Annotated in this window: 23 protein-coding genes; 18 read left to right on the forward strand and 5 right to left on the reverse strand. The window is 63.4% G+C overall.

The window, feature by feature from the left end:
- The first annotated feature begins 58 nt into the window (after window positions 1-58).
- The gene (locus PPGU16_RS32320) at window positions 59-2,104 is read left to right on the forward strand and encodes an FUSC family protein (RefSeq protein WP_180726782.1); all 2,046 of its coding nucleotides are present in this window, start codon (window positions 59-61) and stop codon (window positions 2,102-2,104) included.
- A gap of 249 nt (window positions 2,105-2,353) precedes the next feature.
- Window positions 2,354-3,484, forward strand: a complete 1,131-nt coding sequence (locus PPGU16_RS32325; RefSeq protein WP_243460752.1) for a porin — start codon at window positions 2,354-2,356, stop codon at window positions 3,482-3,484.
- Between the two features lie 25 nt (window positions 3,485-3,509).
- Here PPGU16_RS32325 and PPGU16_RS32330 read toward each other — a convergent pair whose 3' ends face one another.
- The 3 genes from PPGU16_RS32330 to PPGU16_RS32340 form a co-directional block, all read right to left on the reverse strand.
- Complete coding sequence (locus tag PPGU16_RS32330) at window positions 3,510-4,193, reverse strand: Crp/Fnr family transcriptional regulator (RefSeq protein WP_224030403.1); 684 nt, start codon at window positions 4,191-4,193, stop codon at window positions 3,510-3,512.
- Between the two features lie 33 nt (window positions 4,194-4,226).
- Window positions 4,227-5,276 carry a 2-dehydropantoate 2-reductase gene (locus tag PPGU16_RS32335; RefSeq protein WP_180726784.1) on the reverse strand — a complete coding sequence of 350 codons (1,050 nt, stop codon included), beginning with the start codon at window positions 5,274-5,276 and terminating at the stop codon, window positions 4,227-4,229.
- Window positions 5,277-5,387: 111 nt separating this feature from the next.
- Window positions 5,388-6,155 (reverse strand): class II aldolase/adducin family protein, encoded by a 768-nt coding sequence (locus tag PPGU16_RS32340; RefSeq protein WP_180726785.1) that lies wholly within the window; start codon window positions 6,153-6,155, stop codon window positions 5,388-5,390.
- 134 nt (window positions 6,156-6,289) lie between these two features.
- Between PPGU16_RS32340 and PPGU16_RS32345 the strand changes: the two genes are divergently transcribed.
- The 7 genes from PPGU16_RS32345 (at window position 6,290) to PPGU16_RS32375 (ending at window position 13,776) form a co-directional block, all read left to right on the forward strand.
- Window positions 6,290-6,994: a Crp/Fnr family transcriptional regulator gene (locus tag PPGU16_RS32345; RefSeq protein WP_180726786.1), complete on the forward strand. Its 705-nt coding sequence runs from the start codon at window positions 6,290-6,292 to the stop codon at window positions 6,992-6,994.
- A gap of 217 nt (window positions 6,995-7,211) precedes the next feature.
- Complete coding sequence (locus PPGU16_RS32350; RefSeq protein ID WP_180726787.1) at window positions 7,212-8,855, forward strand: fatty acid--CoA ligase; 1,644 nt, start codon at window positions 7,212-7,214, stop codon at window positions 8,853-8,855.
- A gap of 26 nt (window positions 8,856-8,881) precedes the next feature.
- On the forward strand, window positions 8,882-9,346 hold the full coding sequence (locus PPGU16_RS32355) for a MaoC family dehydratase (protein ID WP_180726788.1): 465 nt from the start codon (window positions 8,882-8,884) through the stop codon (window positions 9,344-9,346).
- 33 nt (window positions 9,347-9,379) lie between these two features.
- Window positions 9,380-11,122 carry an alpha/beta fold hydrolase gene (locus tag PPGU16_RS32360; protein ID WP_180726789.1) on the forward strand — a complete coding sequence of 581 codons (1,743 nt, stop codon included), beginning with the start codon at window positions 9,380-9,382 and terminating at the stop codon, window positions 11,120-11,122.
- Between the two features lie 42 nt (window positions 11,123-11,164).
- On the forward strand, window positions 11,165-11,587 hold the full coding sequence (locus PPGU16_RS32365) for a phasin family protein (protein ID WP_180726790.1): 423 nt from the start codon (window positions 11,165-11,167) through the stop codon (window positions 11,585-11,587).
- 75 nt (window positions 11,588-11,662) lie between these two features.
- Entirely contained in the window at window positions 11,663-12,496 is an 834-nt protein-coding gene (gene phaZ / locus PPGU16_RS32370; protein WP_180726791.1) for a poly(3-hydroxyalkanoate) depolymerase, read from the forward strand.
- Window positions 12,493-13,776 carry a DUF445 domain-containing protein gene (locus tag PPGU16_RS32375; protein ID WP_180726792.1) on the forward strand — a complete coding sequence of 428 codons (1,284 nt, stop codon included), beginning with the start codon at window positions 12,493-12,495 and terminating at the stop codon, window positions 13,774-13,776. Before phaZ ends, PPGU16_RS32375 begins: the two co-directional genes overlap by 4 nt.
- A gap of 19 nt (window positions 13,777-13,795) precedes the next feature.
- On the opposite strand, the gene PPGU16_RS32380 is transcribed toward PPGU16_RS32375, so the two are convergent.
- Both PPGU16_RS32380 and PPGU16_RS32385 read right to left on the reverse strand, forming a co-directional pair.
- Window positions 13,796-16,528: a winged helix-turn-helix domain-containing protein gene (locus tag PPGU16_RS32380; protein ID WP_180726793.1), complete on the reverse strand. Its 2,733-nt coding sequence runs from the start codon at window positions 16,526-16,528 to the stop codon at window positions 13,796-13,798.
- A gap of 218 nt (window positions 16,529-16,746) precedes the next feature.
- A complete protein-coding gene (locus tag PPGU16_RS32385) occupies window positions 16,747-17,694 on the reverse strand; it encodes a chemotaxis protein (RefSeq protein WP_180726794.1) in 948 nt (315 codons plus the stop codon).
- 392 nt (window positions 17,695-18,086) lie between these two features.
- Between PPGU16_RS32385 and leuC the strand changes: the two genes are divergently transcribed.
- The 9 genes from leuC to PPGU16_RS32430 all read left to right on the forward strand — a co-directional run bounded on the left by leuC (window position 18,087) and on the right by PPGU16_RS32430 (window position 26,788).
- Window positions 18,087-19,517, forward strand: a complete 1,431-nt coding sequence (gene leuC / locus PPGU16_RS32390) for a 3-isopropylmalate dehydratase large subunit (RefSeq protein WP_180727140.1) — start codon at window positions 18,087-18,089, stop codon at window positions 19,515-19,517.
- 2 nt (window positions 19,518-19,519) lie between these two features.
- Window positions 19,520-20,116, forward strand: coding sequence for a 3-isopropylmalate dehydratase small subunit (gene leuD, locus PPGU16_RS32395; RefSeq protein WP_180726795.1), 597 nt, complete (start codon window positions 19,520-19,522; stop codon window positions 20,114-20,116).
- A 39-nt stretch (window positions 20,117-20,155) separates the two neighbouring features.
- A complete protein-coding gene (leuB, locus tag PPGU16_RS32400; RefSeq protein WP_180726796.1) occupies window positions 20,156-21,226 on the forward strand; it encodes a 3-isopropylmalate dehydrogenase in 1,071 nt (356 codons plus the stop codon).
- A 169-nt stretch (window positions 21,227-21,395) separates the two neighbouring features.
- Window positions 21,396-22,421 (forward strand): ABC transporter substrate-binding protein, encoded by a 1,026-nt coding sequence (locus tag PPGU16_RS32405; protein ID WP_180726797.1) that lies wholly within the window; start codon window positions 21,396-21,398, stop codon window positions 22,419-22,421.
- A complete protein-coding gene (locus tag PPGU16_RS32410) occupies window positions 22,418-23,272 on the forward strand; it encodes an ABC transporter ATP-binding protein (protein ID WP_180726798.1) in 855 nt (284 codons plus the stop codon). Before PPGU16_RS32405 ends, PPGU16_RS32410 begins: the two co-directional genes overlap by 4 nt.
- The gene (locus PPGU16_RS32415) at window positions 23,253-24,059 is read left to right on the forward strand and encodes an ABC transporter permease (protein ID WP_180726799.1); all 807 of its coding nucleotides are present in this window, start codon (window positions 23,253-23,255) and stop codon (window positions 24,057-24,059) included. Before PPGU16_RS32410 ends, PPGU16_RS32415 begins: the two co-directional genes overlap by 20 nt.
- Before the next feature lie 46 nt (window positions 24,060-24,105).
- Window positions 24,106-24,861 (forward strand): SDR family NAD(P)-dependent oxidoreductase, encoded by a 756-nt coding sequence (locus tag PPGU16_RS32420; RefSeq protein WP_180726800.1) that lies wholly within the window; start codon window positions 24,106-24,108, stop codon window positions 24,859-24,861.
- 13 nt (window positions 24,862-24,874) lie between these two features.
- Window positions 24,875-25,717: a fumarylacetoacetate hydrolase family protein gene (locus PPGU16_RS32425; protein WP_180726801.1), complete on the forward strand. Its 843-nt coding sequence runs from the start codon at window positions 24,875-24,877 to the stop codon at window positions 25,715-25,717.
- Window positions 25,718-25,780: 63 nt separating this feature from the next.
- Complete coding sequence (locus PPGU16_RS32430) at window positions 25,781-26,788, forward strand: ABC transporter substrate-binding protein (protein WP_243460753.1); 1,008 nt, start codon at window positions 25,781-25,783, stop codon at window positions 26,786-26,788.
- Window position 26,789: the final 1 nt, after the last annotated feature.

The following is a 26,789-nucleotide window of genomic DNA, read 5'->3' on the forward strand; positions in this document are numbered from 1 at the left end:
CTGCGAGCCTGGACAATCCGCCGGGCGAGAGACCGATCTCCCCGACTGATTTGTTCCGATGAATCTTCCTTCGCTGCGCGACTGGATTTTTTCGCTAAAGACCTTTCTTGCAGGGATGCTCGCGCTTTACATCGCGTTCTGGTACGACCTTCCGAGGCCGTACTGGGCGTTGGCATCCGTCTATATCGTGTCGAACCCGTTCGTCGGCGCAACAAGGTCGAAGGCGCTGTATCGGGTGATCGGCACCGTGCTCGGCGCGCTCGCTTCCGTCGCCCTCGTGCCGCCTTTCGCGGAGACGCCTTATCTGCTGAGCGCATTGATCGCGTTGTGGACGGGCGTGTTCGTCTACATTTCGATCTCGACGCGAGCGGCACGCAGCTACGTTTTCCTGCTCGCCAGTTATTCGCTCTCCGTGATTGCGCTACCGGCGCTGTCGAACCCGCTGAGCATCTTCGATGTGGCCGTCGCGCGAACGGAAGAGATCACGCTGGGCATCGTTTGCGCGAGCATCGTCGGCAGCGTTGTTTTTCCGAGCCGGCTCGCGCCGACGCTGATCGAGCGAACCGATTCGTGGTTCCGCGACGCCACGCTTTACGCGAAAGAGTCGCTGGCGGGCCGGGCCGTGGGAGCGCTCGTTTCGGGAAGCCGCCAGAAGATGGCGACGAGTGTGCGCGGCTTCGAATTTCTGTTGAGCCAGCTGGCCTACGACCACGTCAGCCCGGCAATTCTCGCGCGCAGCGAAGAACTGCAAGGCCGGATGCAACTGATACTGCCCATCACCTCGGCACTCGCCGACATCATCGCGGCCGCCCAGAAATCGGAGCCCGGCGTGCCTGCTGGCCTGAACGAACTGCTGCGCGATACCTGCCGCTGGATGGAGGCGTCGCTTGGCGAAGACCCCGAGCGCGGTGCGCCGCTATTGCGCACGCGCATCGCGCAACTGGACCCGGCCCGGACCGAATTGACGACCCGGCAGGCGGCGTTGTTGTCCAGCGCGCTCTCGCGCTTGCGGCAAGTGGTGGATCTGTGGGCCGATTGCCGCAGCTTGCGCGACATGATCGTCCACGAAAAAGCGACCTGGCGACCACGGTTTCGTCATTGGCGGGTCGGCACGCGTCACGCTTTTCTCGATCGTGGTCTTGCGTTGTTCTCCGCGAGTTCGGCCGCGCTGGTCATCTTCGTATCTTCGGCCATCTGGATTGCTTCAGGCTGGCAGGACGGTGCGGCGGCTGTGTCGTTGGGCGCTATCGGTGTCTGCTTTTTCGCCGCGCTCGACGAGCCCGTGCCCATGATGTTGACGTTTCTGAAGTGCGCGACGACGGGCGTCGTCATTTCAGCGTTCTATCTGTTCGTCGTGTTGCCGAGTGGGCAGGACTTCGGGCTGCTGGTCATCTTCTTCTCCTTTCTGTTCGTGCCGCTCGGCTTGTTGATGCCACGTCCGAAATGGGCGTTGATATCGACGCTCGTGGCGTTGACGACGGCCACTTTTCTTGGCATCGACAGCGCCTATGACGCCAACATCCTGAGCTTCCTGAATGCCAATCTCGCGGGCCTGGCCGGTGTGATGTTCGCTTCGGTGATGACGGGTGTGATCCGCCCGTTCGGGACGGATGCGGCGACGGCACGGCTGACCCGGTCCAGCTGGCGGGACGTCGTGCTCAGCGCGTCGGCGTTGTCGATCGATCAGCAGCGCGATCTGAACGCGCGCATGCTCGACCGGCTCGTGCAGCTGATTCCGCGTGTGGCGCCGAGCGAGGACGACAGGCATCCTTCGACGGAAAGCCTGCGCGACATGCGCATTGCGCTCAACACACTCGACCTGCGCAGACTGTCCGGCAAGTTTTCCGGGGAGTTGCCGGTCGTGCTGAATCGCGTGCTGGATGATGTGCGATCGCACTATGAACGATGCCTCGAATCGGGCGAGCGGCAAGCCGTACCGTCGTCGCTCACAGTCGACGTCGATGCCGCCATAGCGCGGATTCTCGCAGGCTTTGCGGCCGATCCCGGCGCGCCTGGCTACAAGCTGCGCAAAGGTGCGCTGCATGCGCTCATCGGACTCAGGCTGTCGCTGTTTCCGGCCACGACATTTGCAGACGCGTCCTGATCGGCAAGCGGTCATTGCACCCGTGGTTGCCCCGGATGCGTCGGACGAAAACTCCTTAAGCAGAACGCTCCGCCAAATGTAAATTTTCTGGCAGTTGCCCGGATATTTTCCGGGCAACGTATGGGTGTGGCGCCGGGCGCCGAGTGCAGCGGATCAGATGGTACGTAGTCATCGTCTGATCCGCTGATATGTTTGGTTGTACGACATAATCAGAATAGTTGGAGACGAGGCATGATGAAGGTCAGGAGAATGCTGTCCAAAACCGCTCGGAGAAGCGGGATCGTGGCGGGCGTGATATCGACAGCGACGCTGTGTCCGGTTCCATCGAACTCACAATCCCTGGTGACGTTTTACGGCGTCGTCGATACGGGCGTTCGCTATACGACTCACGCGGACCCGCAGGGCAATTCGGCCGTTCGGCTCGCCAACGGCGGCGCGACGGAGAGTGTGTTCGGATTCAAAGGAACGGAAGATCTCGGCGGCGGCAACAAGGCGGTGTTCGAACTCGAAGATCGCTTTTTTCCGAACAGCGGGGTGATCGATCCGGCGTATCCGTTCTTCAATACGGCGTTCGTCGGCCTGCAATCCAGCACCTATGGCAAGCTGACGATGGGGCGGCAGATCAATCCCCTGTCTGATGCAGTGTTGAGCGCCTTCATCACCAATCCCTGGTTGCCGACCTTCTATCAGTTTCGCCCGGAAGTCATGATGGCGCAGGGCGTCTGGACCAGCAACATGGTCAAGTACGCGGCGCGCTGGCAATACCTGACGGCGGAAGTATCGTATGCATTTGGCGGCAATGCGGGTGCGTTCGGCTCGGGCAGTCAGATCGGCGCATCGCTGATTTTTCTGCCTGGCGCGCCGTTGCGCCTCGCTGCCGGCTACCTCGATTCGCGCGATGCCGTGAACTCGTCGGCGCACCTGAAATCGTGGACGGCGGGCGGTTCATATGCATTCGGCGGCACCACGGTGATGGCCGGCTGGGCCGTGAACAGGCAGGATGCGAACTTCGTCGGCAACTTCCCGAATGGTCCGTTCAGCGTGCCGGAATTGACAGCGCTCAAATTCAACACGTTCGCGGCGCGCAAGATGTTCTTCGGCGGCATCACGCAACTGGTAGGCGATTCCACGCATCTGTCGGCGAATGTGTGGCGCACGATCCAGACGGGAAAAACCCAGTCCGCCGACGGCAACACCACGCAGTTCCAGCTGGTCGCGGATTACAACCTGTCCAAACGCACGGATACCTATCTGGAAGCCGACTACTCGCTGTATCGCGGCGGCATGGTGGGCGCGCAGTTCCAGGGCATCAGCGCGTTGAGTTCGGCCTACGGTACGACGCAGCTGGGCATCATGGCCGGATTGCGACATACGTTCTAGGCCGCGTGAACCCGTGCAGGCGCGATCAATGGGATTCCTGAAAGGAGCAAAGCATCTCCTTCGAGATGATTTCGATCCGGCCATACCGGAGGACGATCGCGCCTTGCTCCGCCATCGCCTTGAGTTCCAGCGAGAGCGTTTGGCGCGTGATGCCGAGCATCATCGCCAGCGTGTCGTGGGAGACGGCGACGTCCGGGCGGCTCTGCGACAGCATGGTCACGTCGCCCGATGCGAGCAGCAGCAGGCGGCGGGCAATACGGGCACGCGTCGAATGCAGGGTCGCGTCTTCGACCATGCGGTAGAGCCAGTTCATATGGAGGGTCTGCAACTCCGCAATTGCGCGGAAGAAGGCCTGGTTCTGCATCAACGCGTCGAATGCCTGAGCCCTGACGACGAACAGAGTCGATCGTTCGAGCGCGACGACATCGCGCAGGCGCGGCTGCCGGCTGGTCATCGAAGTCTGGCCAAACCAGTTGCCCGCCTCGATCACGGCGAGGATCGCTTCCTTGCCGTCTTCGCGCAGCGTGCAGGCCTTCAGCTTGCCGCACTTGAGGCCGAAGAAGCCATTGGGCGCGTCGCCGCGCCGGAACAGGTATTCACCGGCATGCAGCGTAACGGGTTCGCAATGGCGCATCAGCGCCTCTTGCGCGGCATGAGGCAAGCCACTGAACCACAGGTTGGTCCGCATTGCGTCGGACGTGTCGGTCATGAGCGCCATGTGAATCGATCAACGCAATGCCCGCTACGCAGGCAAGCGTTCGCTCCCCGCAGTCGCGCCGCGCGAAGCCGCGCGCAGTTCGGCCAATAGCGCATCGCCCGTCCACGCGTGACGTGCATCGCTTTGCTCGGCTTCGTGCACGAGCTGGCAGAGGCGCGCGTTCACGGGTGCGCTGAGCCCGAGACGATGGGCGAGCTTCACGACTTCGCCGTTGATCCAGTCGACTTCCGTTGCGCGTCCCGCCGCGAGATCGTCGGACATGGACGAGCGCGCAAGCGGGTCGATGGTCAGCATTGCGCGTGCAACACGGACGAACCACGCATCGGGCAAGCCGAGAAAGCGCGGCATCCATGCGGGCGGAACGGGCGTCAGGCGGGCCGGGCGAATGCCGGCGCGCGCGAGCAACGTGAGCGTTTCTTCTTGCGCCATGCCCAGGCAGCGCCGATACGCGCGTTGCGAGAGTTCTTCTTTCAGCGGACGGTTCGACAGCGCGTTGACGGCGTTGTTGAGGTTGAGCAGCAGTTTCGCCCACTGTACGGGCAGCATGTCGGCGTGCTGTTGCAGCGGAAGTCCCGCCTTCTCGAAGTCGCTGGTGAACGGGTGCAATGCGGGCGCGCGCCTGATCTCCAGTTCGCCGCCCGATCCCTGATGATAAGCACCTGGCCCGCGTTCGATCACATTGAACGGCACCATCCCCGCCAGCACCGTCTGGTTCGGCAAGGCGGCGCGCAGGATGTCCGCGTTGCCGACGCCGTTCTGAAAGCTGACCACGACGGTTCCGGGGCGCAGCACGCCCGCCAGTTCGGCCGCAACCGTGGGCGTCGCCGCGGACTTGACGGTCACGAGCACCAGGTCCGCGGCGGCGGCCGTCGTGATGTCCGTCGATACGTCGATACGCTCGGCCGGCACCGACCAGCGGCGCTCGCCGAACTGCGACAGCGTCAGCCCATGCTCGCGCAACTGGCGGCCGACACGTTCGCGCGCAATGAAGGTGACGTCGCTGCCGCCGGCGAGCAGCCGTCCGCCGACGTAGCAACCAATGGAACCCGCGCCATAGATACAGATCTTCGCCATGCCTTTCTCGATCGAGCCGCTTTCCGATACTGCCGATGCGCTGGGCGGCAAGCACGGCTCATCACGTTTCTGCCGCCCGGTTCCCGCATCGGTGCTTTCAATTGCTATGCGTCACTCCGCATAGCCGGGATTCTTCCGGTCGAGCCGCCGCAGCAGTCCCGGCCACACGAGCTGTCCGGCGCTCGCGCCGCGCGTCGCGGCCGTCACCTGATTGCGGATGCCGTCGAGGATCGGCTGCGCGATCGGCAGGAGCTTGTCGCCGCCTGCCTGCGCGCGGACCTGGATCATGCAGGACGCCTCGAAGAAGTACATCGCGACGAACGCATCGGCAGGCGTCGCGCCGACCGTCAGCAGACCGTGATTGCGCAGCATCAGATAAGCGTTGCTGCCGAGATCGCGCACGAGCCGGGGCTTTTCTTCCTCGTTGAGCGCGATGCCCTCGTAGTCGTGATAGCCGAGCGACGCGAGCACCACCAGCGATTGCTGCGACAGCGGCAGCAAGCCCGCTTCCTGTGCCGACACCGCGACGCCGTTGACCGAATGCGTGTGCATCACGCACAGCGCGTCTTCGCGCGCCGCGTGCACGGCGCTGTGGATGTTGAAGCCGGCGGGATTCACGTCATACGGCGAATCGGAGACCTTGTGGCCGTGCAGATCGATCTTGACCAGCGACGACGCAGTGATCTCGTCGAACATCATCCCATACGGGTTGATGAGGAAATGATGCTCGGGGCCGGGCACGCGTGCCGAGATATGCGTGAACACGAGATCGTCCCAGCCGAACAGCGCGACCAGGCGGTAGGCCGCCGCAAGATTGACTCGTGCTTCCCACTCGGCGGGGGACACTGCGTGCTTCAGGCTGACATCGGGTGAGCTCACGGCGAGACTCCTTAATCAATGGTTCATATGTCTGAAAACAGCGCGTTCGGCTGCGCTGGCGGCCAATGCCGTGAACGCATGATGTCGGCAATCCCGCGTAAAATCTGTCGCATAGCCGACACGTCGAGAAGTACATGGATTCCAGGCTGCTTCACTATCGTCCTCAACTCGAATCGACGCCCTGGTTTCGTGGCCTGCCCGTCGAACTGCAGGACTATCTGATGAGCCACGCCACGCTGCTGCGGCTCGAAAAAGGGCAACTGCTGTACCGGTACGGCGATCCCTCTTACGGCCTGTATGCGGTGCTCGAAGGCGGGCTGTCCATCGGCACGGTCGGCATCGACGGCAAGGAATCCCTGCTCGCGGTGCTCGGCCCGACTGCATGGGTCGGCGAAATCTCGATGTTCGACGGCTTGCCGCGCCCGCACGATGCGATCGCCGTCAGCCGCGCGCTGTTCATGCATGTACCCGAAGCCGCACTGCAAAACCTGCTCGACGCCACACCGCGCTACTGGCGCGATTTTGCGCTCCTGATGGCACAGCGCCTGCGGCTGTCGTTCAAGAGCACCGAATCGCTGGCGCTGCAGCCTGCCGCGCAACGTATCGCCAGCCGCCTGCTGCTGATCGCCGAAGGCTATGACGGCCTGAACGCGGTGCAGAGCAAGATCCGGCTTTCGCAGGACAGCCTTGCATCGATGGTGTCACTGTCGCGGCAAACTACCAACCAGCTGCTCAAGAGCCTCGAAAGCCAGCAGATCATCAGCCTGAAATTCGGCGAAATTCAGATTATCGATATCGACCGGCTGCGAGCGGCCAGCGTCGGCGCGTCGAGACCGTAGGCTCTTCGTAAGTAATCAGGCCTTTTTCTACCGCTTTCCTGCATTCCCTCCAGACGCAGTGTGCCCCCGCGGCTGCCGTCTGGGACTCCCCTGTTCAGGGGATATTGCATCCCTCCGAACAAACCGATGATGGTCTCACTCGCGATGCACCGTGCGCGGCAGGCCTCGATGGACCTGTGCGCGCCCGACCCATCGCCGGACTTGTGAGGAGACAACGATGCAGGACGCCGGGCACGATTCGACGCCATCCCCCTACGCCTATCCGCTGCTGATCAAACAGTTGCTGCACACGACGTTTGTTCAGGCGCCGGACCAGGAAATCGTCTACCGCGACCAGTTGCGGATGACCTACACGACGCTGCGCGAGCGCATCGCGCGGCTGGCGAACGGCCTGCACGATCTGGGCGTGCGCTACGGCAAGACGGTCGCCGTGATGGACTGGGACAGCCATCGCTATCTGGAGTCGTACTTCGCGGTGCCGATGATGGGCGCCGTGCTCCAGACGGTGAACGTGCGGCTGTCGCAAGCGGAGATCGCGTACACGATCAACCACGCGGGCGCGGAAGTGCTGTTCGTCCATACCGACTTCCTGCCCGTGGTCGAAGCGATCAAGGATCAGCTCGAAACGGTCCGCGTATTCGTCTGGATCGACGAACCGGGCAGCGACGCATGCGAACACACCATCCCGTTCGCGACGGAGTACGAGGCGATGCTCGCCGCCAGCGCGACGCACTACGATTTTCCCGACTTCGACGAGAACACCCGCGCCACGACGTTCTACACGACGGGCACGACGGGCTTGCCGAAGGGCGTGTACTTCTCGCATCGCCAGCTGGTCCTGCACACCGTCACGCTGATGGCCGCGCTGGCGAGCCCCGTTGCGGGGCAGCGCTTTCATCGCGGCGACGTCTATATGCCGCTCACGCCGATGTTCCATGTGCACGCGTGGGGCATGCCGTATATCGCCACGTTGCTCGGCGTGAAGCAGGTGTATCCGGGCCGTTATGTGCCCGAGCGTCTCGTGCAACTGGTGCGCGACGAAGGCGTCACGTTCTCGCACTGCGTCAGCACGATCCTGCACATGCTGCTTTCGTGCGATGAAGCGAAGCATGTGGATCTCGGCAAATGGAAGGTCGTGATCGGCGGCGGCGCGCTGCCGCACGGACTCGCGCGCGCCGCGCTCGATCGCGGCATCGACGTGTTCGTGGGTTATGGCATGTCGGAGACGTGCCCGGTTCTGAGCCTGGCGCAACTCCCGCTGCACACGGAACCGCTCGGTCTCGACGAAGAAGTGCGGCTGCGCTGCAAGACGGGCTTTCCCGTGCCACTCGTCGATCTGCGCATCGTCAACGAACACATGGAAGACGTGCCGCGTGACGGCAACGCCTACGGCGAGATCGTCGTTCGCGCGCCGTGGCTCACGCAGGGCTATCTGAACAATCCGGAAGCGTCCGCGCAATTATGGGCGGGCGGCTATCTGCATACGCAGGACATCGCGAACATCGACACGACGGGCAACGTACAGATCACCGACCGCATCAAGGACGTCATCAAGTCGGGCGGCGAGTGGATTTCGTCGCTCGAAATCGAAAGCCTGATTTCGTTGCATCCGGGCGTCGCGGAAGTCGCGGTGATCGGCATCAAGGACGAGAAGTGGGGCGAGCGTCCCGTCGCGCTCGTGGTGCTCAGGCAGGACGCGCAGGTCAGCGAAGACGACGTCAAGCAACACGTGTTGGCGTTTAGCAAGACGGGGCAAATCTCGAAGTACGCCGTGCCGCAGATCGTCAGGTTCGTCGACGCGCTGCAGAAGACGAGCGTCGGCAAGACGAACAAGAAGTGGTTGCGCGAACAGTTCGCCTGACCGATCTCTCTCGAGGAGCAAGCACGATGAGCATCAAGGATTACAGCATCGCGACGATCGACAGTTGCGTGGGCCGCGAACTCGGCGTGTCCGACTGGGTCAGCGTCGATCAGGCGCGCATCGACGCCTTCGCCGCCTGCACGGGCGACAGGCAATGGATTCACGTCGATGTCGAGCGCGCAAAACGCGAGAGCCCGTTCGGCGGCACGATCGCGCACGGCTATCTGACGCTTTCGCTGCTGGCGGCGCTCGCGATCGAGATCGGTTTGATTCCTCCGGACGCATCGGCGGGCCTGAACTACGGGCTCGACAAGGTGCGCTTCATGACGCCCGTCAAGGCAGGCGCGCGGGTTCGTAGCCGCGTCACGCTGGTGTCGGCGGAAAGGAAGGAGGGCGGGCGAATCATCATCAAGACGATGAACGAACTGCAGATCGAAGGCGAGGAGAAACCGGCGCTGATCGCCGAGTCGCTGGCGATGCTGGTGGCGTGAGCGAAGCGACATGGATGGAGACAGGAGCAGAAGATGGCGGAGACTGAAATGAGCATCGCAACAAATACAACACAACGCACAACACAGCGCACCGCGCAAAGCGCCCAGCCGGACGATCTCGCGGCATCGGCTGCCGAGGGCATGCTGGGACCGAACCCGTTCGTCGGGCTGCGCCCGCGCGACATTCTGGCAACGGTGCAGCAGATCGGCACGCAGGCGCTGCGTCAGCCAACGCTCGTGCTCGAACAGGAAGCGGCGCTGGTGCGCGATCTGATGGCGGTGCTCGGCGGCAGCGCGGACAGCAAGCCGCCGCAAGGCGACAAGCGCTTCACCGATCCGGCATGGCAGGACAACGCGATGTACCGGATGACGATGCAGGGCTACGTTGCATGGCGCAGCGCGCTGACGGGATTCGTCGAGCGTTCCGCGCTCGACGCGAAAACGAAAGAGCGCGCGCAGTTCGTGCTGTCGCTCTTCACCGACGCCGTATCGCCGACCAACACGCTGCTCGGCAATCCGGCGGCGCTGAAGAAGGTGATCGATTCGGGCGGCGCGAGCCTGCTCGGCGGCGTGCGCAATCTCGTGACGGACATGCTGCAAAACCAGGGCATGCCCGCGCAGGTGGACAAGACGGCGTTCAAGGTGGGCGAGAATCTCGGCACGTCGCCGGGCGCGGTGGTGTTTCGCAATGAAGTGCTGGAGCTGATCCAGTATGCGCCCGCAACGGAGCATGTCTATGCGCGTCCGCAACTCATCGTGCCGCCGCAGATCAACAAGTTCTACGTGTTCGATCTGTCCGAAGGCAAGAGCATCGTCGACTATCTGGTGAAGAACGAATTCCAGACATTCGTCGTGAGCTGGCGCAATCCGACCGTGGAGCAAAGCCACTGGGATCTCGATACCTACGTTGCCGCGCTGCTCGAAGCGATCGCCGCGATCCGCGAGATCACCGGCAGCGACGACGTCAACCTGCACGGCGCATGCTCGGGGGCGATGACGATTGCGGCGCTGCTCGGCCACCTCGCGGCCCGCGGCGACAAGAGCGTGCACGCCGCGACGCTGATGGTCGCGGTGCTCGACAACACGGCGGACTCGCAACTGGGTCTGTTCGCCACGCCGGAAGCGATCGCGGCCGCGAAGCAGAACAGCATATCGAAAGGCGTGCTGGCCGGCGAGGAAATGGGCCGCGTGTTCGCATGGATGCGCCCCAACGATCTCGTCTGGAACTACTGGGTCAACAACTATCTGCTCGGCAAGGCGCCGCCCGCGTTCGACATCCTCTACTGGAACAACGACGCGACCCGCTTGCCCGCGCGCATGCATGGGCAACTGCTCGATATCTTCACGGGCAACCTGTTCAGCAAGCCGCACGCGTTGACCGTGCTCGGCACGCCGATCGACCTGTCCGACGTGAAGTGCGACAAGTACGTCGTAGCCGGGATGACCGATCACATCACGCCGTGGAAGGGCGTGTACAACACGGCGCGCATTTTCGGCGGCGAAACGCGCTTCGTGCTGAGTTCGGCCGGGCATATCCAGAGCCTGATCAATCCGCCGGGCAATCCGAAGGCGAAGTTCTTCCTCAATCCCACGTTGCCCACCGACGCCGATGCGTGGCTTGCCAATGCCCAGGCCGAGAAAGATTCGTGGTGGGACAACTGGCGCAAGTGGCTCGCGGAGCGTTCCGGCGAGCGGCGTACGGCACCCGTTTCAGTCGGCAGCGCGCGGCATCCCGCAGGCGCGAAGGCGCCGGGAATCTACGTGCTGGAAGCGTGACATTCAACTTTTCTTTAACGCAGTCTTTTTGGAGTATTGACGATGGAATCGACCGGCAAGAACAGCATTTTCACCGAGTACACGAAGCTCTTCGGTCAGTTCAAGCTGCCCGGCATCGACATGGGTGCGATGCTCGAATCGCGCCGCAAGGATATCGAGGCGATCGCGGAAGCCAACACGACCGCGCTGGCAGGTGTGCAGTCGCTGGCACAGAAGCAGTCGGACATCCTTCGCACGACGCTGGGCGAACTGCAGGCATTCGTCACGCGCTTGACACAGGGCGGACAATCCATCGCCAACACGGGCGATACGGTCAAGCAAACGCTGCATAAAGCGCTCGTCGATGTGCAGGACCTGGCGGACACAGCTTACCGCGCGCAGTCGGACAGCGTCGCGGTAGTCACGAAGCGCGTCGCCGAGCGTGTCGAAGAACTGAAGACGCTGCTCCAGCCGAAGAAGAAGTAACACACGGCGCAGCGTGCGGCACGCCGGCGCATCGGATGCGAGACCCGTATCGAGAAGGACGTTTGGGAGATAACAATGCACATAAGCCCTGAATCTGCCTGCAGCATGCAAATCCGGTCGATCGATCTGGATGGCCAGACCCTGCGTGTCGCAACCTGGCAGGGCAGCGACGCATCGCCGCCGCTGCTCATCTTCAACGGCATCGGCGCGAATCTCGAACTGGTGGAACCGTTCGTCGCCGCGCTCGACGATGTGAGCGTGATCATCTTCGACGTGCCGGGCGTCGGCGGTTCGCCAGCGCCGCTCGTGCCGTACCGCTTTTCGACGTTGTCGGTGCTAGCCGACAAGCTGCTGACGCGCCTGGGTCACGACGGCGAAGTGGACGTGCTCGGCGTGTCGTGGGGCGGTGCGCTCGCGCAGCAGTTCGCGCGCCTGTATCCGCGGCGTTGCCGCCGGTTGGTCCTTGCGGCCACGTCGCCGGGTGTGCTGATGGTGCCGGGAAAATTGTCGGTGCTGTCGAAGATGATCGGGCCGCGCCGTTATACCGATCCCGCGTACCTGCAGGAAGTCGGGGCGGACCTGTACGGTGGCGCGTACCGGCGCGACCCGTCGCTGCTCAAGGCGCACAGCCGGCACATACAGCCGCCGCGCGGACGCGGCTATCTGTATCAACTGCTCGCGGCATCGGGCTGGACGAGCCTGCCGTGGCTCGGCTCGTTGCGCCAGCCGACGCTCGTGATGCACGGCAGCGATGACCCCATCGTGCCGCTGACCAACGCCAGGATTCTCGCAGCGCGGATTCGCAATGCGACGCTTTACGTGATCGATGACGGTCACCTCTTTCTCATCTCGCGCGCGAATGACGTCGCGCCTGTCGTGCGCCGGTTTCTGCGGCAGGAGGCGGGTTGAGTTTCTTCGTGGGCGGCGGTGACGTCGCGCGGCCTGCAGCAGCCAGCGCACGCGAAGACGGCAGGCTGCGTGACCTGAATCGCATGCGGCGTACGGCGTCGGCGCTGCTCGTGCTGATGGGCGTCTTGCTGCTGGCGTGTGTCGTGTGGCAGGCCGATCATGCGTGGCTCGCGTGGCCGCGTGCGTTTGCCGAGGCAGGCATGGCGGGTGCGATCGCGGACTGGTATGCCGTCGCCGCGCTGTTTCGCCATCCGTTGGGTCTGCGACTGCCGCATACCGCGATCATTCCGCACAACCAGCCGCGCATTGCGGAAAGCCTCGGCAGCTTCGTCGAGGAGCATTTTCTGCAGCCGGAACTGATCATCGGCAGATTGAGCGGGCACAACGCGGCGCAGGCGCTCGCGCGCTGGCTGGCGCAGCCGGAGAACAGCCGTGGCGTCGCTGACGTGATCGCGGACTCGTTCGTGGGGCTGCTCGACGACATGGATGAAGCGGACGTCGCATGGTGGTTCGACCGCATCGTCGCGCCGCGGTTACGCACGCTCGATATCGCTCGCGTGGCAGGCGACGCGCTCGATGTGCTCACGCAAGGCGACCGGCATCGGCCGCTGCTGGATCATGGGCTCGTTGCGCTCGAAAAGTGGCTGACGTCGAACGCGGACCTGATCAAGGCCAAGTTCAGCGAGGCGTCGCGGTACACGCCCGCGCCGCTCGATGCGTACATCGTGCGCAAGTTCATCGAGGGCATTCTCGCGCTGCTGCATGAAGTCGCCGCAAGCCCGGACCATGCGCTGCGCCGTCAGTTCGACGAGGCTTTGCAGACGCTGATCGTGCAGTTGCGGACGTCGGCGGTGCATCGCCGCTTCGGCAGGTCGCTGCTGCGCGACTGCATTCGTCATTGTCGGCGTGCGGGCTACTATCGTGCGGTGCTCGAATGGCTGCGAAAACGCGTCATCGCCGATCTCGGCCGCGAGCAGTCGGCCGTGCGCGACACGCTGGCGCGTGGGCTGAAGTCGCTTGGCAAACGCATCGGCCGCGAGCCTTCGATTCAACGCAAGCTCAACGCGTGGTGGATCGCGTTGGCACATGAACTCGTGGTGCGCTATCGGCATCTGCTGTCCGCATTGATCACCGAGGTCGTCAAGAGCTGGAACGCGGACGAAGTCAGCCGCAAGATCGAAGTGCAGATCGGCCGCGACCTGCAATATGTGCGGATCAACGGCACGTTCGTCGGCGGGATGGTCGGCGTGCTGATTCACGCCGTCGCGCTAGCCGCGTGACGGGATGCGTGCGTCGGTATCAGCCCGCCGCAACCAGTCCCAGTGCCTGCGCGCGCGCAACGGCCTGCGCCCGTTTGTCGACGTTCAGCTTCACGAAGATATTCTTCACATACGTCTTGACCGTCTCGGGCGAGATGCCGAGCGTGCGTGCAATCTCCTTGTTCGACTGCCCCTGGGCAATCAGCTCGACGATGCTGCGTTCCCTTGCGCTCAACAGTTCGCGCGCGGCGTCGCCGGTGGATTTGGCGCCGGGCTCGTGCAGCGCGCGCCAGCCATCCAGCAGACGGTCGATATACGCGACGGTCTCCTTCGTCGTCGACGTCGAGCGTGTGTCGTCGCGCACGGCTTGCAGCAGCGGGCCGATTGCCGCGCCCTGGTCGATGATCGAGCGGTAGATGTCGTGACTGGTATTCAGCACATCGCGAAAGATCTCGACGGCGCGGGCCCGGTCGTTTGCGCGCAGCCACACGAGCGCGAGCACGGTGCGCAAGCGCAGCGCGAGATAGTCGTTGTGCCGGCTTTCGACGCTGCGCAATGCGGCCGTGATCGATTCGACGGCTTCGTGGGTCCGCTGCTGTTCCATGGCGAGCGACCCCACGGCGATCGCGCGGAAGGTGTCGATCTCCGGCGAGGCCGGTTTCGAAGCGGCGGCGCGCGCTTGCGCCAGTTGATCCAGTTGCACGACACAGGCGGCGGCTTCCGTGATCCGGCCTTCCCTCAGATAAAGCCGCGCGCGCTCCACGTGAACGCCCGCGATCATCCGGTCCCAGCGGCGCATATAACCGAGTGCCTGGGCATGATCGAGCAGCGCGTAGGCGTGCTCGAAGTTCGCACGCGAAATGGCGATCCGCACGAGCACCCGATACGCAAAAAACGTGCTGTCGAGCAGAACGGCCAGGTCGATCACAGGCATCAGTTCGACGAGCAGTGCTTCGGCTTCGTCGAACCGCCCCTGTTCGTACCAGATCTGCGCGATCATCGGCGCGCACAGTGCGGACGCAATGGACTTCGGGCCCGAATGACGCTCGGCGAGGCGGATCGATTCGGTGAAGTAGCGTTCCGCGAGCACGAAGTGCATCTGCTGCATCTCGGCGTGACCGAGCAGGCAGAGCCGGTAGACGGACGCGAACACGTTGCGCTGGTCTTCCTCGATCGAGTAGGGAATCCACGGCGTCGCGTACAGCGCGCCGAGGTTGCCTGCTTTCCAGTGCCCGAAGCGCACCACGTTCGAGGCGACGTTGGTGGTCCAGCTATCGGTGGACGGATGTTCGAGACAGGTTTGCGCGATCGCGAGCGCGCGCGGCGCATCGTCCTGCAAGCCGGCGATCACCGAGCGGATGGCCTGGCATTCCCAGCGGATTTTGTCGGCGGCAGCATCGGTGCCTGCGCCGGCGTCGCGCCCGATGTCGTCGAGCATCGCCAGCGCTTCGTCGAAACGCAATGCGAGCGCCATGCCCCAGGCGATGGCGAGCGTGATCCCGACTTGCCCGCGCATCAGATGGGCCGGGAACTGCCGTTGCCAGCCGAGCAGGGTGAGCAGATCGCCTTTCGTGACGAGCGTCATCGCGCAATGGCCCATCAGCGAGACCGCGTGTTCCGTGTCGCCCGCGGCGATCGCATGCCTGACTGCGTCCGTCCATTGCTGTTGTCCGGCGTACCACTGGCATGCGCGCCGGTGCAGGCCGGCGACTTCATCGCTGTGCTGGGTGTCGAGCCGCCGCCGCAGATATTCGCCCATCAGATGGTGATAGCGAAACCAGTGTCCTTCGAGGTCGAGCGGTTCGAGCAATAGCTGGCGCGTCGAGATCGTTTCCAGCATGTCCTGCCCGGCGTCCATGCCCGTGACGGCATCGCAGAGCGGCGCGCACAGGCGATCGAGTATCGACGTGCGGAGCATGAACGCGACCATCTCCGGCGGCAGGCGCCTGAGGATGTCTTCGAGGTACGCGGCGAACGGCCTTGATGCGCCGGATGGCGGGCTTGCGTCCGGAAGGATTTTGCCGTCGTCACGCGAGAGTACCGATGCGGAAATGCGCAGCGCGGCGGCCCAGCCTTCCGTATGGGCGAAAAGCGACGTGATGCCGGCCGCGTACCGCCCGCCTGGATATTCGCGTTCGACGAAGCTGCGGGTCTCGTCGATGTTGAAGCGCAGCGCGGCGGCGTCGATTTCCAGCAATTCGTTGTTCGCGCGCAGCTGCGCGAGCGGCAGCGGTGGTTCGGTGCGCGTGCAGAGCACGACATGCGTATTCGACGGGATGTTCGCGATGAAGTACGCCATCGCATCGTGAATCGCAGGCAGGCTGATCAGGTGATAGTCGTCGATGAACAGATAGATTTCGTCGTCGACTTCGACCAGTTCGTTGATCAGCGTGGACCCGATCAACTGGGCGGGCATCAGCGATGCCTCGGTCGTCAGGCTGATCGCGGACGCACCGACATTCGGACACGCGTTGTTGAGGGCTTGCGCCAGGTGATGGAAGAAGCGCGCGGGTTCGTCGTCGTCGCTATCCAGAGAAAGCCACGCGACGACGGCGCCGCTTGCCGTAAGCCGATGGAGCCACGCGAGTGCCAGCGATGTCTTGCCGAACCCCGCAGGCGCCTTGATGACCGTGAGCCGCCTGCTTTCGGCCTTGTCAGCCAGCGCGACCAGCCGTGGCCGGTCGATCAGGCCGGCGGGCAGGCGCGGCGGACATACCTTCGTGGCGAGGAAGAGGGGCGGGCTCGCGGTCGGCACCGCTTCTGCGACGTGCATCGGCTGCTCCTGGCGTTCGGATTGACCCTGGATGCCATACCCTGTCCATGCGATCGCGCTGCCGATAAGGCATATTGCGCCGCGTCACGACGGGGACACGATGCGTTCCAGCGTATCGATCGATGTCACTCACGAATGATACGCTCAACCGGTCCGCGGACGGACGGCTCCGCGGTGGGGAACGCGTGTCCGCACGGCCGATGCCTGCAGCAGCCGGATCACGCGCCGATCGCGTGCCGGATAGCCTCCGCCAGTTCTGCAGCCTGGAACTTGGCCACATAGCCGTTGGCGCCCGCGTTTCGCACGTGAGCTTCATTGGCCGCGCCCGTAAGCGACGAATGGATCACGACGGGGATATCCCGCGTGCGTTCGTCCGCCCTGATACGCCGCGTGAGCGTGAAGCCGTCGACTTCGGGCATCTCCAGGTCGGTGAGCACCATCGATACGGCATCGCGCAAGCGCGTTTTGTTCCGCTTCGCTTCATCGGCCAGCTTGACGAGCATCTGCCACGCTTCCTCGCCCGTCTTGGCCATCATGCATTCGGCGCCGATGTCGCCGAGCGCCTGCTGAATCATGGTGCGCGCGAGACCCGAGTCGTCTGCGGCAAGAATCCGGGTGCCCGGCGGCACCTGAAACGTCGCCGCTTCCGGCGCCACAGCTTCCGGCTGATGGGCAGGAAGCACGTCGCGCAAGACCTGCTCGACGTCGACCACTTGCGCCAGTCGCGAGTCCCCCGTGTTGCCGTCGATTCTCGCGATGCTGGTGACGAGCGCCGACCCGGCCGCGCCTTCCGCCGGAAGCACCTGATTCCAGTCCAGCCGCACGATGTCGTCCACATCCTGCACGGCGAAGCCCTGCGTCGTGCGGGCGAACTCGGTGACGAGCAGGATGTTCAGGCCACGCGTCGGTTCGCAGCCCATCAGTTGCGGCAGGTCCACCACCGGGATGATCTGGCCGCGAATGTTGACCGCGCCCATCACACAGCGGGACGCGCCGACGATGGGCGTGATGGTCGGCATCGTGAGAATTTCGCGGACCTTGAACACGTTGATGCCGTACAGCTCGTGCGCGCTGTCGCCCGGCACGGGGCCGAGCCTGAAAAGGAGCAGTTCGAACTGGTTTGAACTGGTCAGGGTCGTGCGCGCTTCATTCGATTGATGGTCCATCACTTGGCTCTGTGGTTTCACGGGGCGCAAAGCATGCGTATTCCATGCGTTTCCCGGTCACTTGTATATCGGCGGGGGCGCGGAAAACATGAACGCCCGCCACGTGCCGCCTGGTTGGCGAGGAACGCAATCTGACCTGATGCGGCTACGTAAGCTATTGATTGTTCGGGGAAACGTGCTGGTTGCCGGGTTTCTGTGCAAACCGCTTCGAACAGGGCGCCAGGGTTTGCGATATCGACGGATCCCGTCATCGCGATCGGCGATGGTGCCCTTCCAAAAGACCACGTCCAAGCCAATTCGCTTGATGCATGATGCTTCCACATCAGAATCAATTGCGAAACCGCATGGCCGCGTTTGCCGCGGCCAATAAATTGATGGAGCGAGACAAAGCGATGCAACTCGACCAGGCGATGGGTGGTCCGCGTACTCTTTACGACAAGCTCTGGGACGCTCACAGGGTGATGTCGCGTGACGATGGACAGGACTTGCTGTTCATCGACCGGCATTTCGTTCACGACGTCACCGCACAATCGTTCGACATGTTGCGTGAACGCGGACTCAAACCGCGCTCGCCGCAACGTATCTTCGGCACGGTCGACCACTACGTTTCCAGCACGGCGAATGACATGGCGTCCGTGGCAGACCCCGAGCGGCGCGCCATGATCTCGGCGCTGCAACGTGATGCCGCCGAGTCGCGCATCACGCTGTTCGACATGGACGACGCGCGGCGCGGCATCGTCCACGTGGTCGGACCTGAACAGGGCTTGAGTCTGCCGGGCATGACCGTCGTCTGCGCCGACAGCCACACGTCGACGCACGGCGCGCTAGGCGCGCTGGCGTTCGGTATCGGCGCGACAGAGGTGGCGCACGTGCTCGCTACGCAATGCCTGTGGCAGCGCAAGTCGAGCAACATGCGCGTCGTTCTCGACGGCACGCCGGGTCAGGGCGTAAGCGCCAAAGACCTTGTTCTGGCCGTGATCGCACGGATCGGCGTGGCGGGCGCGGTGGGCCACGTGATCGAATACACAGGCTCGGCGATCAGCGGTTTATCGATGGAAGGCCGGCTCACGTTGTGCAACATGACCATCGAGGCGGGCGGCCGCGCCGGCATGATCGCCCCCGACGAAACCACCTTCGCCTATCTCTCTGGCCGCCCCTATGCGCCTGCAGGCGAGCAGTGGGAGCGGGCGGTGGCGCACTGGCGCACCTTGTTCTCCGACGCGGGCGCGCGGTTTGACCGCGAGGTGCATATCGACGTGACCGACATCGCCCCCATGGTGACCTGGGGTACCACGCCCGGATACGCGTGTGCGATCGACTCTCGCGTGCCCGATCCTGCGGAGGAGGCCGACCCCGATCTCCGCGCGGCGATGTCGCGGGCACTCGACTACATGGGACTGGTCCCTCGCGAGGCGCTGGAAGGCGTAGCGATCGACAGGGTGTTCATCGGCTCGTGCACCAACGGACGTATCGAGGACCTGCGCAATGCCGCCGAGGTCGCACGCGGTCGCCGCGTGGCACCGGGCGTCGAGGCGTGGGTGGTGCCGGGATCGCACCAGGTGCGCGCACAGGCCGAGGCCGAAGGGCTGGACCGCGTGTTCAGGGAGGCCGGTTTTGAGTGGCGCTTCCCAGGCTGCTCCATGTGCCTTGCCACCAACGGCGATATCGCGGCGCCCGGACAGCGCTGTGCCTCTACCTCGAACCGTAATTTCGTGGGCCGCCAGGGGCCCGGCGTGCGCACACACTTGATGAGCCCGTCCATGGCCGCCGCGGCTGCGGTGACGGGGCGTCTGACCGATGTCCGCCGCCTGCTTGGAGCCTGAACATGGAGAGCTTGACATACCTCGACGCCGTGGCCGTGCCGATCGCTGCCATCAACTGCGATACCGACCAGATACTGCCGGCGCGTTTCCTCCAGAAACCGCGTTCCGACGATTTCGGCAAATTTCTGTTCAGTGCACTGCGCTTTGGTCACGACGGCGCGGAACAGCCGGATTTCGTTCTCAACAAGGCGCCTTACCGCGAGTCGCGCATCGTCGTGGCGAATCACAACTTCGGTTGCGGCTCGTCACGCGAGCACGCGGTCTGGGCCTTGTACGACTACGGTATCCGTGCTGCGATCGCGCCGAGCTTCGGCGACATCTTTTTCATCAACTGCCTGAAAAACGGCCTGCTGCCCATCGTGTTGCCCGAGGCCGTGGTGTTGCCGCTGCTGGACACGCTGTCGGCCAGCCCGGGCAGCCGCATCGCGATCGACTTGCCCGCTCAGACTGCGACGCTGCCTGACGGCTCGGCCCATGCCTTCGAGATGGAACCCTTCGCGAAAGCGTGTCTGCTGCGCGGCATGGACGAGATCGATTACACGCTGTCGCATCAGGACGGCATCGATGCATACGAGCGCAGCCATGCGCAACCCTATTGAAGACGCACTCTCGAGGACGACAACCAAGGAGAAGTTCAGATGAAGATTGCAGTCATGCCCGGTGACGGTATCGGCACAGAAGTGGTAGCGCAGGCTCTGAAGGTGCTGCGGATCGTAGCGCCTCATGCGGAGACCCAGGAGGCGCCGATCGGCGAGGCGGGCATACAGGCGCATGGTGTGCCGCTTCCCGCCCCCACGCTCGAGCTGGCGCGCAAGGCCGATGCGATCCTGTTCGGCTCGGTGGGCGTGGCCGACGAAGCCGACATCCCGCGTGAACGTCGTCCCGGTACCGGGCTGCTGCAGTTGCGCGAAGCGCTGACCTTGTACGCCAACTTCCGGCCGGCCTATATGTTCCCGGAACTCATCGGCGCTTCGACATTGCGGCCGGAAGTGGTGGACGGGCTGGATCTGGTCATCGTGCGTGAACTGAACGGCGACGCCTATTTCGGCCAGCCGCGCGGGTTCGAGACCAATCAGGCGGGCGAGCGTGTCGGTTTCAACACCATGCGTTATTCGGAATCCGAGGTCGAGCGGGTCGCCCGTGCCGCCTTCGAATGCGCCCGCCGCCGCAGCCGCAAGGTGTGCTCGGTCGACAAGGCAAATGTGCTGGAGGCGAGCCAGTTGTGGCGCGAAGTGGTGACACGCGTCGGGCCCGACTACCCGGACGTCGAACTGAGCCATCTGTTCGTGGACGCCGCCGCCATGATGCTCATGCGCCGGCCCAAACAGTTCGACGTGATCGTCACGGGCAATCTGTTCGGAGACATTCTCTCGGACGCCGCGGCCATGCTGACCGGCTCGATCGGCATGCTGCCTTCAGCGTCGCTGGGCTACAACCGCAAAGGCTTGTACGAGCCCGTGCACGGTTCGGCACCGGACATTGCCGGCAAGGATATCGCCAATCCGCTCGCCGCCATCCTGTCGCTTGCGATGATGCTGCGCGAGAGCTTCGAGATGGAAGATGCCGCGCGCCGCGTCGAGCAGGCCGTGCGTGCAGTGCTGGCCGCAGGCTATCGAACTGCCGACATCCATCAGGAAGGCATGCGATCCGTTGGTACCCGTGATATGGGCGATGCAGTCGTCGAGGCGTTGCGCAAACAGGCGGCGTAGGCCGGAACGCGCCGCACGCAGCAGACCCAGGATCAGGAGAAACGAGGGCGTGAGGAGCCCGGAAATACTCAGCAGTTCTTAGCATGTCAGGCATCGGGGCCGCTGACAACGCGGTCCATCTTCGGCAGTCGGTCGCACCATAAATATCCCTGAAAGGGAGGAGACAACCATGAAGCTGAAATTCGCCATCGCGCTTTGTGCAGCGTTCGAGCTTGTCTGCGGTTCCGTCGCGGCCGTGGCCAAGGATGTGCCTGAAAAGCCCGAACTGCATATTGCGGCCGCCTCCGTCGGCATCACCTATTTGCCGATGCTCGTCGCCCAGCAGCGCGGCTACTTCAAGGACGAAGGGCTGGACGTGCACATTGCTGCCTTCTCAGGGGGTTCCAAGACATTGGAGGCGTTGCTGGGCGGGAGTTCCGACATGGTAGCGGGCGCCTATTCGAACACCATCACGATGGCTACCAAGGGACAGCATCTGGTGGTGATTGCAGCGCAGGTCATTTGTCCGGGTTGGATATTCGGCGTGTCCCAGAAGCGCCAGGGTGAAGTCAAGTCAGCCAAAGATCTGAAGGGTATGCGTATCGGCGTGAGTGCGCCGGGCTCCAGCACGCATATGGCGGTCAACTACATCTTGCACAAGGCAGGGCTTCAGCCCTCCGACGTTTCCATCATCGGCGTGGGTCAGGCGGCGGGAGCGGTAGCGGCGGTGCGGGCGGGACAGATCGATGCGCTGATCGTCAATGATCCGAGCGCCACGATCCTGACCAAAGACGGCAGCCTCAAGCCGTTGGAGAACATGCGTACGGCCGAAGGCAACGTCAAGGTATTCGGCTCGGATTACCCCGAATCGAGCCTGTTCGCGACGCAGGATTTCATCAATAAGAATCCAAAGACGGTGCAGGCAGTCGCCAACGCAATCGTGCGCGCAGAGAAGTGGATCGCGAAAGCCACACCGCAGCAGGTCGCAGACAATGTGCCGCCGGAATATCTGGGCGAGAACAAGGCGCTGTATGCGGACGCCTTCACGAACAGCCGTCGTTGCATCGCGCAGAACGGAGAGATCACGCCCAAAGGCGCACAGACCGTGCGCGACGTGCTGTCGGCATTCGACCCGACCGTAGCGTCGGCCAGGATCGACCTCACCTCGACCTATGACAACAGGTTCGTCGAGAAAGCGGCGGAGATTCAACCATGAGCACTGTGATGTGCAATATGGCGCGCGCCAGCGGTCAGACCGAAGTGCGTGAGGCTTTGCGCTTCGACAATGTGACCTGCACCTTTGCGGGCAATGGCAAGAACGCGCAGACCTACACGGCTGTTTCCGGCGGCAACCTGACGATCGGCGACGGCGAGTTCGTCTCGATCGTCGGACCCACGGGCTGTGGCAAGTCCACACTGCTGAACGTAGCGGCCGGGTTGACGCGGCCCTCGTCGGGCAGCCTGAGCGTGTTCGGCGAAAAACTGACCAATGGCCTGAACCGGCAAGCCGCCTATCTGTTCCAGGTGGACGCACTCATGCCCTGGAAGACGGCCGAAGAGAACATCGCGATGGGCCTGATCTTTCGCGGCTCGCCGCGCGAAGAGGCTCTGCGCGTCGCGCATGAGTGGCTCGAGCGGGTGGGCCTGCAGGGGCACGGCAAGAAGTATCCGCACCAGTTGTCGGGCGGCATGCGCAAGCGTGCCGGGCTGGCCCAGGCGCTGGCGTTGAACCCGCGCATCATCCTGATGGACGAGCCCTTCAGCGCGCTCGACATCCAGACACGGCACCTGATGGAAAACGAGCTGCTGCGCCTGTGGTCGTACGACCGCAAGTCCGTGATGTTCGTGACTCACGATCTGGAAGAGGCTATTTCGCTATCGGACCGCGTCATCGTGCTGTCTGCAGGGCCGGGTACCCGGCCGATCGCCGAGTTCGAGATCGACCTTGTGCGTCCACGCGAAATGTCGGAAATCCGCATGACGCAGCGTTTCCTGCAACTGCACACCCAGATCTGGGACGTGCTTCGAGGGGAGGTTCTGAAAAGCTATGCGCGCAATCATGTTTAATCCGGGCAACCGGTTCGTCGTGCTCGTCACGCGGCTAGCACTCCTGTTCGGCGTGCTGTTCCTGTGGTGGATCGGCACCAGCCAGAAATGGCTGTCGCCCTTTTTCTTCGGCGATCCATTGGGGGTGGTGCATCGCATCGTCGACTGGGTCGTGACGGGCTCGGTGTTTCGCCATCTCTATACGACGCTGCTCGAAACCATGCTGGCGTTCGCGATCGGTACGGTCACGGGTCTCGCCTGCGGTCTCTGGCTCGCGCTCAATCCGTTCCTCGCGGTCGTGTTCGATCCGTTCATCAAGGCGATGAATTCCATGCCGCGCCTGATCTTTGCGCCGATCTTCGCGCTCTGGTTCGGTCTCGGCATCTGGTCCAAGGTGGCGCTGGGCGTGACGCTGGTCTTCTTCGTCGTGTTCTTCAACGTCTTCCAGGGCGTGCGCGAGGTCAGTCCGGCGGTGTTGTCGAATACGCGCATGCTCGGCGCCAATGCGCGTCAGCTAATGCGGCACGTGTACCTGCCTTCGGCGACGAGCTGGGTGTTCTCCAGCCTGCATAACGCGATCGGCATCGCCTTTGTCGGAAGCGTAGTGGGCGAGTACCTCGGTTCGGAGAAGGGAGTGGGTTATCTGATTCTGCTGGCCGAGGGCGTGTTCGATATCAATTCGGTCATTGCGGGAATTTTGGTGCTGACTGTTTTTGCGCTGGTGCTCGATACCGCGGTGTCGATGGTCGAGAACTATCTGTTGCGCTGGCGACCCGGTACCGGGCAGACCGTGGCTGCGAGCGCGTGAGCGCGTGCGGCATTGCAATCGACGAATTGGCGCTGAGGAGAGCACCTTGCAAACAAACGCTATCAATCTGAACGACCGCGTCGCTATCGTGACGGGCGGCGCACAAGGGATCGGCCTCGAGGTCGGCCGCCGGCTGCTGGCCTCCGGCGCCCGCCTCGCGATCTGGGATATCAATTCCACTGGTCTGGAGCAGGCCCGTGCCGAACTGGGTAATCACGACGTTCACTTCGAGCGTGTCGACATCGCCGATTACACCAGCGTCGAGGCCGGCGTCGCGGGCACGCTGAAAGCGGCAGGACGTATCGATATCCTGATCAATAACGCGGCGATCGTCGGCCCGAATGCGACCCTGGCGGAGTATCCCGTCGATGTCTGGAAGCAGGTGATCGATATCGACGTCAACGGCACCTTCCACTGCTGCCGTGCCGTGGTGCCCGTCATGATCGCGCAGAACTACGGGCGCATCGTGAATCTGGCTTCCGTCGCCGGCAAGGAAGGCAACCCGAATGCCGCGGCGTACAGCTCGGCCAAGGCTGCCGTCATTGCGATGACCAAATCGCTCGGCAAGGAACTGGCGAGCTACGACATCGCGGTCAATTGCGTCACGCCCGCAGTGGCGCGTACGCCCGGCGCGATGGAGCAGGCGCCGGAGCATATCCGCTACATGCTGGGCAAGATTCCGCGCGGCCGCTTCCTCGAACTCAATGAAGCGGCCGCCATGATTGCCTGGCTTGCCAGCGAAGAGAATTCTTTCACGACCGCCGCAGTGTTCGATCTGTCCGGCGGACGCGCCACCTATTGACGGGAATATATCGATGAAGCTCTTACGCTACGGACCGCCCGGCCAGGAGAAGCCGGGTCTTCTCGATCGTGATGGAAACTTGCGAGACCTGTCGGCGCATGTGGCCGACATTTCCGGTGATGTTCTGTTGCCCGCTGGCCTGGCCCGCCTGAAAGCGCTCGACGCCACGTCGTTGCCGCGGGTGGAAGGCAATCCGCGCCTGGGTTCGTGCGTGGGCGGTACGCGAAAGTTCATCTGCATCGGCTTGAATTACTCCGACCATGCCGCCGAGACGGGCGCTGCGATACCGCCCGAGCCCATCGTCTTTATGAAGGCGACCAGCGCGATCACCGGGCCGAACGATGCCATCGAGATCCCGCGTAACGCTCTCAAGACGGACTGGGAGGTGGAACTCGGTGTCGTCATCGGCAAGACCGCGAAGTACGTGAGCGAACGCGATGCAATGGATCACGTGGCCGGCTACTGCGTGATCAATGACGTGTCGGAGCGCGCGTTTCAGGCAGAGCGTCAGGGACAGTGGACCAAGGGCAAGTCGGCGGATACCTTTGGCCCGATGGGGCCGTGGCTGGTGACGTCGGACGAGGTGCATGACCCGCAGGCATTGCCCATGTGGCTGGAGGTCAATGGCCATCGCTACCAGAACGGCAGCACGGCCACGATGATTTACGGCGTGCGTTATCTTGTGGCGTACCTGTCGCAGTTCATGTCGCTGCAGCCTGGCGACATCCTGTCCACTGGCATGCCGCCAGGCGTTGGGCTAGGCCAGAAGCCGCCTGTCTACCTGAAGGCTGGCGATGTCGTGACGCTTGGCATCGAGGGCTTGGGGCAGCAGCGCCAGAACGTCGTACAGGGCTAGGTACCCAGGGCCGCGAAGGCCGCGAAAACAAGGAGACAAACCATCGTGATATCGATCAGGCGCATGCTGTTGCCGATACTGGCCGCCTGCGCGGCGCTCGTGAACCTTTCGGCCGCGAGCGCCGCGCCTGTACCGGAGAAACCCAAGCTCAGTCTTGCTGCCGCGGGCGTGGGCTTTCCCTATCTGCCGTTCGTCATTGCGGAAAGCCGGGGATACTTCAAGCAGGCCGGGCTGGACGTCGAGATTGGCGTGTTCAGCGGCGGCGCCAAGGCGCTGCAGGCCATGTTGGGCGGCAGCGCCGACATCGTCGCGGGCGCCTATTCCAACACGATCACGATGGCGGCGAAGGGGCAGAAGCTGGTGTCGTTCGTGACGCTGGCCTCGTGTCCTGGCTGGGTGTTCGGTGTGACTCGCGCCAGCCACGACAAGGTCAAGACGTATGCGGACCTCAAGGGAAAACGCATCGGCGTAAGCTCGCCCGGTTCGAGCTTCCATATGGGCGTCAATTATCTGCTGAACAGGGCCGGCCTCAAGCCGGGCGATGTCTCGATCATCGGCGTGGGTTCGTCTGCCGGTGCGATTGCCGCGGCACGCAGCGGGCAGATCGATGCGTTGATGAGCAACGACCCGGTCGCGACCGTGCTGCAGGGCAGCGGCGATCTTTTTCCTCTGGCCGTGATGCGTGATCCCGCCGGGACTCGCGCGACGCTGGGCGGCGACTATCCGGAAGCTTCCGTCTACACCACCAGGGAGTTCGCGGCCAGATATCCGAATACCGTGCAGGCAGTGACGAACGCCATCCTGGAGGCCGAGCGCTGGATGGCGCACGCGACGCCCGAGCAGGTCGCCGCCGCCGTGCCGCCGCAATACGCGCTGGCCGACAAGGATGTATTCACCCGGGCCTACGGCAACATGCAGAGCTGCATTTCGCGCGACGGCCTGATGACGGACGCCGCCGCGCACACTGTACGCGATGTGCTCGCTGCCTTCGATCCCGACATCGGCAAGGCCTCGATCGACCTGAAAGCCACCTACGACAATCGCTTTGTCGAAAACGCCAACAAGCAATGAC

Origin of the sequence: Paraburkholderia largidicola (assembly GCF_013426895.1) — a bacterium.
Classification (GTDB): domain Bacteria; phylum Pseudomonadota; class Gammaproteobacteria; order Burkholderiales; family Burkholderiaceae; genus Paraburkholderia; species Paraburkholderia largidicola.

Bases quoted from the DNA above. Each gene is read 5' to 3' on its own strand.
- PPGU16_RS32410 (WP_180726798.1), top strand. From the start codon at position 22,418: ATGAGCACTGTGATGTGCAATATGGCGCGCGCCAGCGGTCAGACCGAA.
- PPGU16_RS32335 (WP_180726784.1), bottom strand. From the start codon at position 5,276: ATGGCGAAGATCTGTATCTATGGCGCGGGTTCCATTGGTTGCTACGTC.
- PPGU16_RS32405 (WP_180726797.1), top strand. From the start codon at position 21,396: ATGAAGCTGAAATTCGCCATCGCGCTTTGTGCAGCGTTCGAGCTTGTC.
- leuB (WP_180726796.1), top strand. From the start codon at position 20,156: ATGAAGATTGCAGTCATGCCCGGTGACGGTATCGGCACAGAAGTGGTA.
- PPGU16_RS32430 (WP_243460753.1), top strand. From the start codon at position 25,781: ATGCTGTTGCCGATACTGGCCGCCTGCGCGGCGCTCGTGAACCTTTCG.
- PPGU16_RS32360 (WP_180726789.1), top strand. From the start codon at position 9,380: ATGGCGGAGACTGAAATGAGCATCGCAACAAATACAACACAACGCACA.
- PPGU16_RS32325 (WP_243460752.1), top strand. From the start codon at position 2,354: ATGCTGTCCAAAACCGCTCGGAGAAGCGGGATCGTGGCGGGCGTGATA.
- PPGU16_RS32380 (WP_180726793.1), bottom strand. From the start codon at position 16,528: ATGCACGTCGCAGAAGCGGTGCCGACCGCGAGCCCGCCCCTCTTCCTC.
- phaZ (WP_180726791.1), top strand. From the start codon at position 11,663: ATGCACATAAGCCCTGAATCTGCCTGCAGCATGCAAATCCGGTCGATC.
- leuC (WP_180727140.1), top strand. From the start codon at position 18,087: ATGCAACTCGACCAGGCGATGGGTGGTCCGCGTACTCTTTACGACAAG.
- PPGU16_RS32330 (WP_224030403.1), bottom strand. From the start codon at position 4,193: ATGACCGACACGTCCGACGCAATGCGGACCAACCTGTGGTTCAGTGGC.
- PPGU16_RS32320 (WP_180726782.1), top strand. From the start codon at position 59: ATGAATCTTCCTTCGCTGCGCGACTGGATTTTTTCGCTAAAGACCTTT.
- PPGU16_RS32415 (WP_180726799.1), top strand. From the start codon at position 23,253: ATGCGCGCAATCATGTTTAATCCGGGCAACCGGTTCGTCGTGCTCGTC.
- PPGU16_RS32425 (WP_180726801.1), top strand. From the start codon at position 24,875: ATGAAGCTCTTACGCTACGGACCGCCCGGCCAGGAGAAGCCGGGTCTT.
- PPGU16_RS32345 (WP_180726786.1), top strand. From the start codon at position 6,290: ATGGATTCCAGGCTGCTTCACTATCGTCCTCAACTCGAATCGACGCCC.
- PPGU16_RS32365 (WP_180726790.1), top strand. From the start codon at position 11,165: ATGGAATCGACCGGCAAGAACAGCATTTTCACCGAGTACACGAAGCTC.
- PPGU16_RS32355 (WP_180726788.1), top strand. From the start codon at position 8,882: ATGAGCATCAAGGATTACAGCATCGCGACGATCGACAGTTGCGTGGGC.
- leuD (WP_180726795.1), top strand. From the start codon at position 19,520: ATGGAGAGCTTGACATACCTCGACGCCGTGGCCGTGCCGATCGCTGCC.
- PPGU16_RS32385 (WP_180726794.1), bottom strand. From the start codon at position 17,694: ATGGACCATCAATCGAATGAAGCGCGCACGACCCTGACCAGTTCAAAC.
- PPGU16_RS32350 (WP_180726787.1), top strand. From the start codon at position 7,212: ATGCAGGACGCCGGGCACGATTCGACGCCATCCCCCTACGCCTATCCG.